At 36.6% G+C, this 13,733-nt stretch carries 12 protein-coding genes; 9 read left to right on the top strand and 3 right to left on the bottom strand.

What is annotated here, in order from left to right:
* Positions 1 to 7: 7 nt before the first annotated feature.
* The 9 genes from AC806_RS08425 (at position 8) to ileS (ending at position 9,945) form a co-directional block, all read left to right on the top strand.
* Complete coding sequence (locus tag AC806_RS08425) at positions 8 to 925, top strand: cell division protein FtsQ/DivIB (RefSeq protein WP_061840388.1); 918 nt, start codon at positions 8 to 10, stop codon at positions 923 to 925.
* Between the two features lie 170 nt (positions 926 to 1,095).
* Positions 1,096 to 2,424 carry a cell division protein FtsA gene (gene ftsA, locus AC806_RS08420; protein ID WP_069029136.1) on the top strand — a complete coding sequence of 443 codons (1,329 nt, stop codon included), beginning with the start codon at positions 1,096 to 1,098 and terminating at the stop codon, positions 2,422 to 2,424.
* 23 nt (positions 2,425 to 2,447) lie between these two features.
* Positions 2,448 to 3,683, top strand: a complete 1,236-nt coding sequence (ftsZ, locus tag AC806_RS08415) for a cell division protein FtsZ (RefSeq protein ID WP_069029135.1) — start codon at positions 2,448 to 2,450, stop codon at positions 3,681 to 3,683.
* A gap of 14 nt (positions 3,684 to 3,697) precedes the next feature.
* Positions 3,698 to 4,372, top strand: a complete 675-nt coding sequence (locus AC806_RS08410) for a YggS family pyridoxal phosphate-dependent enzyme (RefSeq protein WP_014124153.1) — start codon at positions 3,698 to 3,700, stop codon at positions 4,370 to 4,372.
* A 14-nt stretch (positions 4,373 to 4,386) separates the two neighbouring features.
* Complete coding sequence (locus tag AC806_RS08405) at positions 4,387 to 5,013, top strand: cell division protein SepF (protein ID WP_014124154.1); 627 nt, start codon at positions 4,387 to 4,389, stop codon at positions 5,011 to 5,013.
* An 18-nt stretch (positions 5,014 to 5,031) separates the two neighbouring features.
* On the top strand, positions 5,032 to 5,301 hold the full coding sequence (locus AC806_RS11755; protein WP_282957121.1) for a YggT family protein: 270 nt from the start codon (positions 5,032 to 5,034) through the stop codon (positions 5,299 to 5,301).
* A gap of 15 nt (positions 5,302 to 5,316) precedes the next feature.
* Positions 5,317 to 6,099 (top strand): YlmH family RNA-binding protein, encoded by a 783-nt coding sequence (locus AC806_RS08400; protein ID WP_014124156.1) that lies wholly within the window; start codon positions 5,317 to 5,319, stop codon positions 6,097 to 6,099.
* A gap of 19 nt (positions 6,100 to 6,118) precedes the next feature.
* Positions 6,119 to 6,880, top strand: a complete 762-nt coding sequence (locus AC806_RS08395; RefSeq protein WP_061840385.1) for a DivIVA domain-containing protein — start codon at positions 6,119 to 6,121, stop codon at positions 6,878 to 6,880.
* Between the two features lie 272 nt (positions 6,881 to 7,152).
* A complete protein-coding gene (gene ileS, locus AC806_RS08390) occupies positions 7,153 to 9,945 on the top strand; it encodes an isoleucine--tRNA ligase (protein ID WP_069029134.1) in 2,793 nt (930 codons plus the stop codon).
* Positions 9,946 to 10,020: 75 nt separating this feature from the next.
* Here the strand turns inward: ileS and zwf are convergent, their stop codons facing one another.
* The 3 genes from zwf to AC806_RS08375 all read right to left on the bottom strand — a co-directional run bounded on the left by zwf (position 10,021) and on the right by AC806_RS08375 (position 13,605).
* On the bottom strand, positions 10,021 to 11,541 hold the full coding sequence (zwf, locus tag AC806_RS08385; protein WP_061840383.1) for a glucose-6-phosphate dehydrogenase: 1,521 nt from the start codon (positions 11,539 to 11,541) through the stop codon (positions 10,021 to 10,023).
* Between the two features lie 39 nt (positions 11,542 to 11,580).
* Complete coding sequence (efaR, locus tag AC806_RS08380) at positions 11,581 to 12,228, bottom strand: transcriptional regulator EfaR (RefSeq protein WP_061840382.1); 648 nt, start codon at positions 12,226 to 12,228, stop codon at positions 11,581 to 11,583.
* A 141-nt stretch (positions 12,229 to 12,369) separates the two neighbouring features.
* On the bottom strand, positions 12,370 to 13,605 hold the full coding sequence (locus AC806_RS08375) for an aminopeptidase (protein WP_069029133.1): 1,236 nt from the start codon (positions 13,603 to 13,605) through the stop codon (positions 12,370 to 12,372).
* Between the last annotated feature and the right edge of the window lie 128 nt (positions 13,606 to 13,733).

Here is a 13,733-nt window from a genome sequence, read left to right as displayed (position 1 = left end):
AGAGCACTTGCATTATTTAAAAGAACGAGGTAATGAAGAAAAAAATTCAAAAACAAGCGAAACTAATCAAGAAACAAACTTAGAAAATCCTAAAACAGTAGAAGAAGATACGTCGACAAAGACAAGTTTTGAAGAAGCAGAAAAAAAAGAACGTGTTTCTTTTGCTGATCGACTTCCTAAGTTAAAGAGTTATCGGAATAAAAAATTACATAAACGTTTAATTACGATCGTAACGATTTTTGCCGTACCACTTCTGCTTACTCTTTACTATGTTTCGCCACTGAATAGTTTAGCTAAGGTTGAAGTAGCAGGAAATCAAAATGTTGCTTCAAAAGAAATCTTTGCTTCCTCAGGTTTACAACTTAATCAAAATCTGTGGCGTCAGTATTTTGATCGAGATCAATTTACCAGAAGGTTAATTCATAACTTTCCGAGAATAAAAAACGCTAAAATCAGTTTTTCTTCATTGAATCAATTTAAAATTAATGTAACCGAACATCAAGAAGTTTCTTTATTGGCGAAAGATGGTAAATATTTTCCTATTTTAGAAAATGGACAAATTGTTCAAGAACCCCAGGAAAAAGCGGATAAAGAAAAGGTCATATTGGAAGATTTTAAAGAACAAGATCACATCATGGCGACGATCAAAAATTATTACAAGCTACCAAAAGAAATACAAAGTGGTGTTTCTCAAATTAACTATACGCCGACTGAAGATAACGATGAATTAATCACTATTTTCATGAACGATGGCAACCGCGTGATTCTTAATGTTTCGAATATGGATCAACAGATGGAATACTATCCACAGGTTGCAGAGGAAATGGATGAAAAAGGTATAATTGACATGGAAGTTGGTATTTTTGCACGTCCTTATGATGAGAAAAATGAAGAAGATGACAAAGAACAAGAAGCTTCAGAATAAAAAATATAATTTTTCCTATAAATATCTGAATATTTTTCATTAACTTCTTTCTCAAAACGCTTGAACTATGGTAAAATTAGTGACAGTGAATATTAGGAGACTTTATAAAAATAAATATGAACGTTATTTGTTCTCGATAGTAGGTAAAAAAGTAGGAGGGAATCCCATCCATGGCAAAAACTGGAATGTATGTTGGTCTAGATATCGGTACAACTTCAGTTAAAGTTGTTGTAGCTGAGTATATAGAAGGCCAAATGAACATTATTGGTGTAGGAAATGCAAAATCAGAAGGGATCAATCGCGGTATTGTGATTGATATTGATAAAACAGTTCAAGCAATTCAGCGAGCAGTTGCTCAGGCAGAAGAAAAGGCCGGAATACAAATCCGTAATGTCTGTGTTGGTTTGCCTGCCAATCTTTTAGAAGTTGAAAATTGTCAAGGTATGATCGCTGTTAATAATGAGTCAAAAGAAATTACAGATGAAGATGTGCGTAATGTAGCTTCAGCAGCGCTTGTCCGTTCTATCCCTCCTGAAAGACAAATTATTACGATCTTGCCACAAGACTTTACAGTTGATGGCTTTGAAGGAATCAAAGATCCTAGAGGCATGATTGGCGTACGTTTAGAGATGAATGGCTTGATTTTTACTGGCCCCAAAACAGTGATTCATAATGTTCGCAAATGTGTAGAAGAAGCAGGTTTATATATAAATGAAATGGTTATTACACCATTAGCACTAACCAGTTCGATTCTTTCAGATGGTGAACAAGATTTTGGCACGACGGTTATTGATCTCGGTGGTGGAAAGACTACAGCTGCTGTCATGCATGATAAACAATTAAAATTTACTTATGTGGATCAAGAAGGCGGAGAGTTTGTTACAAAAGACATTTCTACCGTGTTGAATACATCGTTTAACAATGCTGAAGCATTGAAAATCAATTACGGAGATGCTTATCCTGACAGAACTTCTACCAGTGAGGAATTTCCGGTAGATGTCATCGGACAATCAGAACCGGTAAATGTTGATGAACGTTATTTATCTGAAATTATCGAAGCTCGTATTGAACAGATCTTTATAAAAGCAAAAGATGCGCTTGATGAAATTGAAGCCCTCGAATTACCAGGAGGGGTTATTTTATCTGGTGGAGCAGCAAGTCTTCCAGGAGTGGTCGATTTGGCGCAAGAGGTATTTGGAGTTAATGTAAAACTTCATGTGCCAAATCATATGGGACTTCGAAATCCAGTTTTTACAAATGTTATTAGTATCCTGGAATATGCTGCTGAACTTGGAGAAGTTTACCAACTAACTAAAAGTGCAGTAACGGGTGAAACAACTCAAGTTGAGCAAAGTTCGCAAGCTTATACTAGAGAAGCAGTTTACGAACAACCGACATATGAACCAGAAGAACCAGATTATCAAGAAGCAGATGAAGCAGAAGAAAAAGAAGGACTTGGCGATAAAGTCAAAAACTTTTTCTCGAATATTTTTGAATAACAAGCGCGAAAGGGAGATAGATTATGGAATTTTCAATGGATAGTAACCTCAATGAGGGTGCAGTAATCAAAGTGATCGGCGTTGGCGGCGGTGGCGGCAACGCGGTGAATCGGATGATTGAAGAAAATGTTAAAGGTGTTGAGTTTATTGCTGTCAACACAGATGTACAAGCTTTAAAAAATTCAAAAGCAGAGACCGTTATTCAATTAGGTCCAAAATTTACACAAGGTTTAGGCGCTGGTTCCCAGCCTGAAGTTGGAGAAAAATCAGCTGAAGAAAGTGAAGACGCTATTCGCGAAGCTTTAGGCGGAGCGGATATGATTTTTATTACTGCTGGTATGGGAGGCGGCACAGGTACTGGTGCTGCTCCGATTGTAGCAGGTATTGCTAAAGAATTAGATGCTTTGACAGTCGGTGTTGTAACCCGGCCATTTACTTTTGAAGGACCTAAACGTGGTCATTTTGCGGCAGAAGGTATTGCAAAATTAAAAGAAAATGTAGATACTTTACTAATTATTTCAAATAATCGTTTGTTAGAAGTTGTTGATAAAAAGACGCCAATGCTTGAAGCTTTCCGTGAAGCAGACAATGTTTTACGTCAAGGTGTTCAAGGAATTTCTGATTTAATTACTGCTCCTGGCTATGTCAATCTAGACTTTGCCGACGTAAAATCAGTAATGAAAAGCCAAGGAACAGCACTTATGGGCATTGGTATTGCCAGTGGTGAAGAACGTGTTGTAGAAGCTACTAAAAAAGCTATTTCTTCTCCGCTATTAGAAACATCGATTGACGGAGCAGAACAAGTTTTACTTAATATCACAGGCGGTTTGGATATGACTTTATTTGAAGCACAAGATGCTTCTGATATTGTTGCTGGTGCTTCCACCGGTGATGTGAATATTATTTTAGGAACTTCTATCAGTGAAGATCTAGAAGATGAAATTCGTGTGACTGTCATTGCAACAGGCATCGACCCTACAAAAAGCGAAAAAAAGCCCGGACGCGCTTCTAGACAAAACCAAAATCAAGCAAGCGAGAAAAGACCAATTTTTGACATGGATCAAGCACAACCTAAGCAAAAAGAAGAAAATGATTTTTCTGATTGGGATATTCGAAAAGAAGAAAATGTTCGTCCCAAGATCGATGATACTCAATATGAAGAAATCGAAAAAAAAGATTTTGATACTTTCAGACGAGAAACATCAAAATCAGATGATGACGAGTTAGATACACCACCATTTTTCCGTCGTAAAAGATAAAGGGGGAAGAGCACATGATTTCTGATAACTTGCGTAAGGTTAAGCAAGAGATGCAGGATTCCTGTGCTCTTGTTTCACGTTTGCGCTCAGATGTTACATTGGTGGGTGTGACAAAGTCTGTAGATCTTGGTCAAACCATAGAATTAGCTAAACAGGGTGTGGACCATTTAGCTGAAAACCGAGTAGACCAATTTTTAAGCAAAAAGGAAAAGATGCGTGATTTTACTAATCTTTCCTGGCATTTTGTTGGTAATTTGCAACGTAGAAAGGTGAAATCAGTCATAAATGAGATTGACTTTTTTCATGCTTTGGATAGTATAAAACTAGCCAATGAAATCCAAAAAAGAGCAGAAAAGACAATTTATTGTTTTGTAGAGGTTAATGTGAGTGGTGAGTCGTCAAAACAAGGCGTTACTTCTGAAAACTTGCTGGATTTTATTGAACAGTTAAAAACGCTTGATAAAATAAAAGTTGTCGGCTTAATGACGATGGCTCCGCTAAATTCAAGTAAAAAAGAACAACATGAAATTTTTGCTAAGTTGAAAAAGTTACAAGAAACAATTCAAAAAAAGAATTTATCTTTTGCACCTTGTACCCAAACAAGTATGGGAATGAGTAATGATTTTTCAGTTGCAATTCAAGAAGGGGCAACATTTATCAGAGTGGGTACAGCTTTATTCAAGGATTAGGAGGAGGGCGTGCTATGTCATTTATGGAGAAAGTTTCAAACTTTTTCGGTTTGGAAGATGAAGAGTATACAAACAGTTATCAAACAGGGCAAAATAAATCAGTACCACCACGGCAAAGTAGTGCTGCACCGGTTAACAAAACGGTAAAGAGTCAGCCTAAAAAACCACAGCCACAAGCTTCTAACGGGCCGGCTGTTCGAAAACCAGTACAAACAAAATCACAACCTAAAAAACAAATGCAAGCAAATTCACCTACGACAAAAACTAGCAATAATGAGCAAAGTCCTAAACAACAAGCACCTAATCGATCCGATAACAATGTTGTGGCGATGAAAGCAAACCAAGTAAAGCAAACGCAAAAAAGTCAATCAGGTAAGATTATGATTATCGAACCTAGGGCTTACTCGGAAGCAATGACGATTGCTAAACATGTTATTGGTGGTGAATCGGTTCTAGTTAACTTTCGCTTGATTGAAGAGCAGCAAGCTCGTCGTATTGTTGATTTCTTAACAGGCACTGTGTACGCTGAAGATGGAGATATCAAACGGGTGGCCGATGAAATATTTTTGTGTACACCAAAAGAAGTTGAAATTGATGGTACAGCACAATCATTAGTCGAAAGTAATTTGTTTGATTTATAGCATGGAGGAGGAAATAACATCGTAATTTATCGATTAGTCAGTTTAATAAATGATATTGCATATTTGTATACAATTTTACTTGTAGTATATGCACTTTTATCTTGGTTTCCAGGTGGTTATGATTCTGCCATTGGTCGCTTCCTACGTAAAATATGTGAACCATATTTGAGTTTATTTGACCATTTAAATTTATCACTTGGTCCTGTCAATTTTAATATAGCTTTTGCTATTATTGTTCTTCAACTGGCTGTACAAGCACTATCTCTTATTATTGGATCGATCTTTTAACGGGGAGGGAAAGTAATGGATGCAAACGTATATCAGCATTTTAGAAGCGAAGAACGCCCGTTTATTGATACCGTAGAAGATTGGATCGAACAAGTAAATATGCAGTATGCTCCAGTACTGACCGAGTTTTTGGATCCTCGACAAGCATTTATTCTAGAAACGCTTGTAAGGCAAGAATCAGAACTGAAATTTCGGTTTTTTGGAGGATATGAAGAGGCAGAAAGAAGTCGCTGTTTAATTTTTCCTAATTACTATGAACCCAGCCAAGAAGATTTTGAAATTGATTTATTTAATGTTCATTATCCTAAGAAATTTACTGTGTTGAGTCACGGAAAAATATTAGGGAGTTTGGTTGGTACAGGTATTCGAAGAGAATTTCTGGGAGATATTATATCAGATGGGGAAAATTGGCAAGTCTTTATTGCTAAAGAAATTAGCAGTTATGTTCAATTACAATTAAGCAAAATAGGCAATGTAAAAGTTCGGTTAGAAGAGCTATCTTATGTAGATATTTTAATACCCAAAGATGGATGGACCAATGAAAATACAACTGTAAGCTCTTTGCGCTTGGATAATGTAATCTCAACGGTATTTAATATCTCAAGGCAACGTGCAAAGCAGTTAACTGAAACAGGAAAAGTGAAAGTAAACTGGGCGCCAACGCAACGGCCAGATTTTGTATTGGATCTTTTAGATATTGTATCTATACGAGGTTTTGGTCGTTTGCAGATTCAAGTGATAGAAGGTACAACCAAAAAAGGGAAAATCCGCTTGGATCTAGGCGTTTTACGTAAATAAAATAAAGAGGTGTATAAAAATGGCATTAACTCCATTAGATATTCAAAATAAAAACTTTCAAACAAAAATGAGAGGTTACGAAAAAGATGAAGTCGACGACTTTTTGGATATTATCGTCAAGGACTATGAAGAAGTCGTACAAAGAAATCGAGAATTAGAAAAATCATTGAAACACTCAGAAGAAAAACTAGAATATTTCAATGAATTAAAAGATGCGTTGAATCAATCGATTGTTGTCGCTCAAGATACAGCAGACAAAGTGAAAAAAAGCGCTAATAAAGAATCTGAAGTAGTCGTTACTTCCGCTCAAAATAAAGCAGACGAATTAGTAGCCAATGCAGAAAAACAAGCAAATCAATTAACTGAAGCGGCACAAGAAAAAGCAAAAGAAATTCTAAGCGACGCAACACAAAAAGCTCGTGAATTGACTACAGAAACCAACGACTTGAAAAAGAAAACCAGGGTCTTTCATAATAATCTATCTCTGATGCTTGAAACGCAGTTAGAACAAGTAAAAAGCCCTGAATGGGATGAGATTCTTGCGCCATTTTCAAGTTATGTACAAGATAGTCATGAAGTTTTTCGTGAAATATTGGCAGAAGAACTTGACAAGGAAAATGATTCTGAAGTAAACTCAGAACAAGTAGATACTGAGCAACCTTCTTCAGAAGAACAAGACACACAAGATGAACAAGAAGATGTGTCGGTTGTGGAATCGAGCAATCGAGTTGTTCCAGTTTCCACAGAAGATCATGAAGATACAGAAGAATACGGTCGATAATAAGTAGAACAGCAAAACAGTTTGTATTTTTTAAAGCGAGTCGGTGATAGTGAAAGTCCGATAAACTCTGCATTTTGTTAGATCATCTACAAATCTTATTCCTGAACTAAAAATTAGGGGATAACGGGTAATCTCGTTAAAGATTCTAGAGGAAAATAGCAATATTTTTAAACTTTGGGTGGTACCACGACACGTTCGTCCCTTTTGGGCGAGCGTTTTTTTGTCGTACAATTTTATTTGCTAAAATAACCATAAAGGAGAATGATACTATAATGAAAATGAAAGATACACTTCATTTAGGAAAGACTAAATTTCCAATGCGCGGCAATTTACCTAACCGTGAAGGAAATTGGCAACAAGAATGGGAAGAAAACAATATTTACGAAAGACGACAAAAAATAAATGAAGGCAAGCCTACTTTTGTTTTACACGATGGCCCGCCTTTTGCCAATGGAAATATTCATATTGGTCATGCGTTAAATAAAATCAGTAAGGATATTATCATCCGAGCAAAATCTATGTCAGATTACCGGGCACCTTATGTTCCTGGTTGGGATACACATGGGCTTCCTGTCGAGCAAGTACTGGCGAATAAAGGCATTAAAAGAAAAGAAATGACTACTGCCGAGTATCGGAAAAAATGTTATGAATATGCGATGACACAAGTTGATAAACAGCGTGATGATTTCAAACGTTTAGGAGTACAAGGAGAGTGGGAAGCCCCTTATCTAACATTAGCTCCTAGCTATGAAGCAGCTGAAATTCGTGTCTTTGGTAAGATGGCCGAAAAAGGTTATATTTATAAAGGAATGAAGCCAATTTATTGGTCTCCTTCAAGTGAGTCATCTTTAGCAGAAGCAGAAATCGAGTATAAAGATATCAAATCACCTTCGATATATGTTAGTTTTCAAATAGTAGATGGTAAAGATCTTTTAGATGAAAATACATCCTTTATTATTTGGACAACAACACCTTGGACAATTCCATCTAACTTAGCAATTACGGTTCATCCAGATTTTAATTATGTACAAGTCAATGCAGATGGTAATAAGTATGTGGTTGCTAAGGACTTATTAGATGAAGTACAAGAAGTTTTGGGTTGGGATAATGTAGAAATACTACAAGCATTTAAAGGACAGCAGTTGGAAAATATGACAGCCCAACATCCTTTTTACGATCGTACTTCTTTACTTATTTTAGGAGATCATGTCACTTTAGATTCTGGTACAGGTTTGGTACATACTTCACCTGGTCATGGGGAAGATGACTATTATGTAGCTAAGAAGTACGGACTTCCAGTTCTCTCACCGGTTGATAGCCGAGGGGTATTTACCGAAGAAGCACCAGGTTTTGAAGGAATTTTTTATGATAAAGCAAATCCCATGGTAACTGATTTATTAAAAGAAAAGGGTGCTTTATTAAATCTTGACTTTTATGTCCACAGTTATCCTCATGATTGGCGCACAAAAAAACCAGTTATCTTTAGGGCAACGCCGCAGTGGTTTGCTTCGATTGATCAATTCCGACAAAATATTTTAGATGAAATTGAGAAAGTTGACTGGATTATCCCATGGGGAGAATCACGTTTGTATAATATGATCCGCGACCGAGGTGACTGGGTTATCTCAAGACAACGTGCTTGGGGCGTGCCACTACCTATATTCTATGCGGAAAATGAAGAAGCGATTATTACCCCAGAAACGGTTGAACATGTAGCACAATTATTTGAAAAATATGGTTCTAATGTTTGGTTTGAACGTGAGGCCAAAGACTTATTGCCAGAAGGTTTTACCCACCCAGGTTCGCCTAATGGAGCGTTTACTAAAGAAACAGATATTATGGACGTTTGGTTTGATTCTGGTTCTTCTCATGCAGGTGTGTTACGTCAAAGAGATGAATTGACCTTCCCAGCTGATATGTATTTAGAAGGTTCGGATCAATATCGTGGTTGGTTCAACTCCAGTATCACTACTAGTGTGGCCGTTAGTGGTAAAGCACCCTACAAATCGGTGTTATCCCAAGGATTTACTCTAGACGGCGAGGGCCGCAAAATGAGTAAGTCGCTAGGAAATACCATTGTTCCGGATAAAGTGATTAAACAAATGGGTGCTGATATTTTACGTTTATGGGTTAGCAGTGTTGATTATGAATCTGATGTTAGAGTTTCTATGGATATCTTAAAACAAGTATCAGAAGTCTATCGTAAGATTAGAAATACGATAAGATTTTTATTAGCTAATACGAGTGATTTTGATCCAAAAACAAATAGTGTAGAATTTGTTGATTTACGTTCAGTCGATAAATATATGATGGTTCGTTTAAATGAAGTAATTAAAGAAGTACGAGATAATGGTTATGAAAAATATGACTTTTTGCACGTTTATCGTACGATTTTGAATTTCATTACGGTTGACCTATCTTCATTTTATTTGGATTTTGCTAAAGATGTTGTTTATATTGAAGAAGAAGACAGTTATTCACGTCGTTGTATGCAAACTGTTTTTTACGAAGCGACAGTGGCAATTGCTAAATTGCTAACGCCAATTATTCCATTTACAGCTGAGGAAATCTGGTCTTATTTAAAAGAAGAAACAGAATATGTACAGTTAACAGATTTTCCTGCTTATCAAGTTTATGCAAATCAGGATGAATTAATGGATATTTGGACGGCATTTATGAACTTCCGTGATAAAGTATTAAAAGCATTAGAAATTGCTAGAGATGAAAAACTAATCGGTAAATCAATGGAAGCTAAAGTAACAATTTATCCAAACGAGCAAGTAAAATCGATGTTAACAGCTACAGATGCTAATATTGCTCAATTATTGATTGTTTCTCCTGACTTCTTTGAAGTTGAAGAAGTTGGTAAAGAGGTACCCGAAGAGGCTGTAGTATTTGATGATGTAGCCATTTTAGTTGAAAAAGCAGATGGTCCAGTTTGCGAACGCTGTCGTCAAGTAAGAAGCAGTGTAGGAGAAAATGAAAACTTCCCGACTATGTGTAGCCATTGTGCTGCTATCGTAGAAGATGAATATCCTGAAGCAGTTCAAGCAAGTTTTGAATAGTATTTAGAAATAAAGGCTTTATAACATAAAAATTTCCGGACAAGATCTTGTCCGGAAATTTTTTGTTTAGCTATATTATTTTAACAAACCACGTTGACGATACCATTCATCAGGTTCCCAAATCCAGTGTCGGCCATCTTTTTCAAGTAATTGATAGGCTTCTTTAGGGCCCATTGTACCGGCTGGATAGCCAGGAGGAGTCTGTTGATCCTTATCCCAAGTTTGGCGGATACGGTCGACAATTCGCCAAGATTGCGCAACTTCATCCCAGTGAGTGAAGTTTGTACCGTCACCATTTAAAACATCAAGCAATAGTTTTTCATAAGCTTCTGGTGTGTTTTCGATAATATCGGCGCTATTACGATGTTCTAATTTTACTGGCTCTGTTTGAAAACCTTGGCCAATTTCCTTACCATTCATAATTAAGGAAAAGCCTTCAGTAGGTTGAATGTAAATCGTCAAAACATTGGAATCCAATTGGTTTTGTTTATGTGGACCGGTAATAGAATTTTTGAAAACATTCACTGGAACTTGTTTAAAGACGATATTAATACGTGTTCCTTTTTCTGTTAAATGCTTTCCGGTACGGATATAAAAAGGTACACCTGACCAGCGGAAATTATCTATTAAAAATTTTCCGGCAACAAAAGTTTCCGTTAAAGAATTTTCATCGACATTTTCCTCGTCTCTATAGCCTTTAAAATGTTGATCATCAATTTCACCTTCAGTATACTGACCTCGAACAAAGTTGTTTCTTACTTCATCTTCTGAATACATACGAATAGAATCTAAAGCTTTAATTTTTTCTGCTCTTATACCTTTTTCAGAAAAAGCAACAGGTGGTTCCATAGCAAGTAGTGACAACATTTGTAAAATATGGTTTTGAACCATGTCTTTTAATGCACCGCTTTTGTCATAATAACCTGCGCGTTCTTCAACACCTACTTCTTCAGCCAGACTGATTTGAATGTTATCGATGTATCGATTATTCCAAATAGATTCAAAGATCAAGTTCGCAAAACGAATTGCTGAAATATTTTGGATCATTTCTTTACCTAAATAGTGATCGATTCGGTAAATTTCATCTTCTGCAAAGACTTGGTTGATTTCTTCATTTAATTTAAAAGCAGATTGGTAATCATTACCAAAAGGTTTTTCAATGATCACCCGATGATAACCCTTTGTATTCATCATTCCCTGAGATTTTAAGTGGGAGACAATAGTGCCAAAAAAGTTGGGGGACATCGCTAGATAAAAAATCCGATTGCCTTGGATATGATATTTTTCATCCAATTGATCACTTAATTCTTTCAATACATCATAGTGACTTGTATCTTTAACATTATGTGACTGATAATAAAAATGAGAAGCAAAATCTTGTGCTTCTTTATCTGATGGTTCAAAACTTGCGATTGAATCTTTAATTACTTGATGGTAAGTTTCATCACTCCATGGGCGACGTGCGGTTCCGATAACTGCAAAATCATCGTTTAAGTCTCCTTTTTGATATAAACGGAATAAAGAAGGATATAATTTACGCCTTGCCAAATCGCCAGTTCCGCCGAATATAGTCATCAATACATTTTTTGTTTCCATTTTTTGCACTTCCTTTAATAAAATTAACCAGAGTCGTTCTTAAATTTTATCAACAAATATGGTGCTTGCTGCTTTATAGCTAACTTGCACGCTTTTAGCTTGCGTTTGGATAGTGATCGGTCCTTCATAAGCAGCAACGTCGGTAATCGTGTATTCTTCATTAATACTTACATTAATATCGACTAGATAATCTAACAATTCACGTTCGTCCAAGACGCGTGCGATGCGTACTTTTGTTCCTACCGGATAATCCGTAAGCTTTTCTCGCTTTTTCTCATGAACTAATTGGTTTTCTTTAGGAATCATTCCACCATGTGGACAATGTTTTGGATGTTCTAAGTATTCGTTTAAATGATGAGCAAGTGTTTCAGAGGTTACATGCTCTAGTACCTCTGCATCGTCATGAACTTCATTCCAACTATACTTCAAATGCTCAACTAAAAAGACTTCCCAAAGACGATGACGGCGAACGAGCGAACTAGCTTTCTCTAACCCTTTGTCTGTCAGGTGAACACCTTGATAGGGGGTGTGTTCTACCAGGTTTTCTTTTACCAGTTTATTGATCATTTCACTGACAGAAGCTGCTGATACATCAAGCCCTGAAACGATTTGTTTGTTATTGATTTTTGATTGATCACCACCAAGCTCTAAAATTAATTTGAGGTAATCTTCCCTATTTGGGGTCATTTTTTTCATCCCTTCTGTATGAAGTTGATTTTAACAAATATTGATCGCTTTTACTACGCAAAATACTTGTACCTCTTAGAAAAACGAAATTTTACAAAAAAAGCAAAAACGAAGAATCTCCGTTTTTGCCGGTGGTTCTTATTAAGCCCAATCGCCATCGCGAAAAACGGGGATAACTGTACCGTCTGCTTTGATGCCGTCGATTGACATTTGATTGGAACCTACCATAAAGTCAACATGTGTTTGGCTTAAGTTTAATCCACGTTCTTTAAGTTCTTCATCGCTCATTTCAGTTCCATCTTGAAGATTGAAGGCATAGGCAGAACCTAATGCTAAGTGGTTGGAGGCATTTTCGTCAAATAAAGTGTTAAAAAAGATGATTCCTGATTGTGAAATAGGCGAGGGATCAGGAACTAAAGCGACTTCTCCAAGAGATTTGGCACCTTCATCTGTTTCTAACAAATTTTTTAAGACATCTTGCCCTTTTTCCGCGGAAAAATCAATGACTTTACCATCTTTAAAAGTAAATTTCATTCCTGAGATGATAGAACCTGCATAACTTAATGGTTTTGTACTTGAAATAAAACCGTCAATACGTCGACTGTCAGGGGCCGTAAATACCTCTTCAGTGGGCATATTTGCAATAAATTTTTCACCCCTAGCGTTAAAACTACCAGCGCCTTCCCATAGGTGATTTTTTGGAAGCCCAATCGTTAAATCGGTGCCGGGGGCTTTATAATGAAGCGTGTCAAACTGTTGTTCATTTAATTCATTAGCTTTTGCTTCTAAAGCGTCATCGTGTTTTTTCCAAGCAGCTACCGGATCTTCATGGTCTACTCGCGCGGTTTTAAATATTTCATTCCATAAGGCGTCTACAGCTTGTTCTTTTGTTAGGTCTGGAAATACCTTTTGGGCCCAGTTCTCACCGGCGGCTGCTACAACGGTCCAACTCACCTGATTTGATTGCGTTGCTTTGCGTAATTTAGCTAAACCCTTACCAGCGGCTTTTTGATAAGCTGCCACTCGCTGGCTATCAACATCAGCTAATGCACCAGGGTCAGAAGAGATAACAGAGATACGACTAGCACCCTTTCTTAGCCATTCATCTGCCTGCTCGATTTTATATTGAGGAAAGTCTTCAATCCGATCGAAGGAAGCATGTGCTAAAAATTCTTTTTGAATGATTTCATCTGACCATTCAACAATTACTTCAGCAGCCTTAAGTTCATAGGCTTTTTTTGTAATAAGTCGGGCTAGCGGCGCTTGTTCAACATTGATTTGTAAAACAACTGTGTGAGACTGTTGTACATTAACACCCATTTCTACAATTAAGTGCGCATATTTATCTAAATTTTCTTTAAACTTTGCGGAATTCATCTTTTATTCCTCCTTTATAATACTTTAATATAATAACATTAAGATATTATAGAAACAAATTATCGTCTTAATGTATGTGTCAAGTTTATTGAGGTTGAATAAAAAAACCGTCTTTGGGGCAGACACAA

Source organism: Tetragenococcus halophilus (assembly GCF_001712815.1).
Lineage (GTDB): Bacteria > Bacillota > Bacilli > Lactobacillales > Enterococcaceae > Tetragenococcus > Tetragenococcus halophilus.
This window is presented reverse-complemented; position numbering and strand designations above follow the sequence as displayed.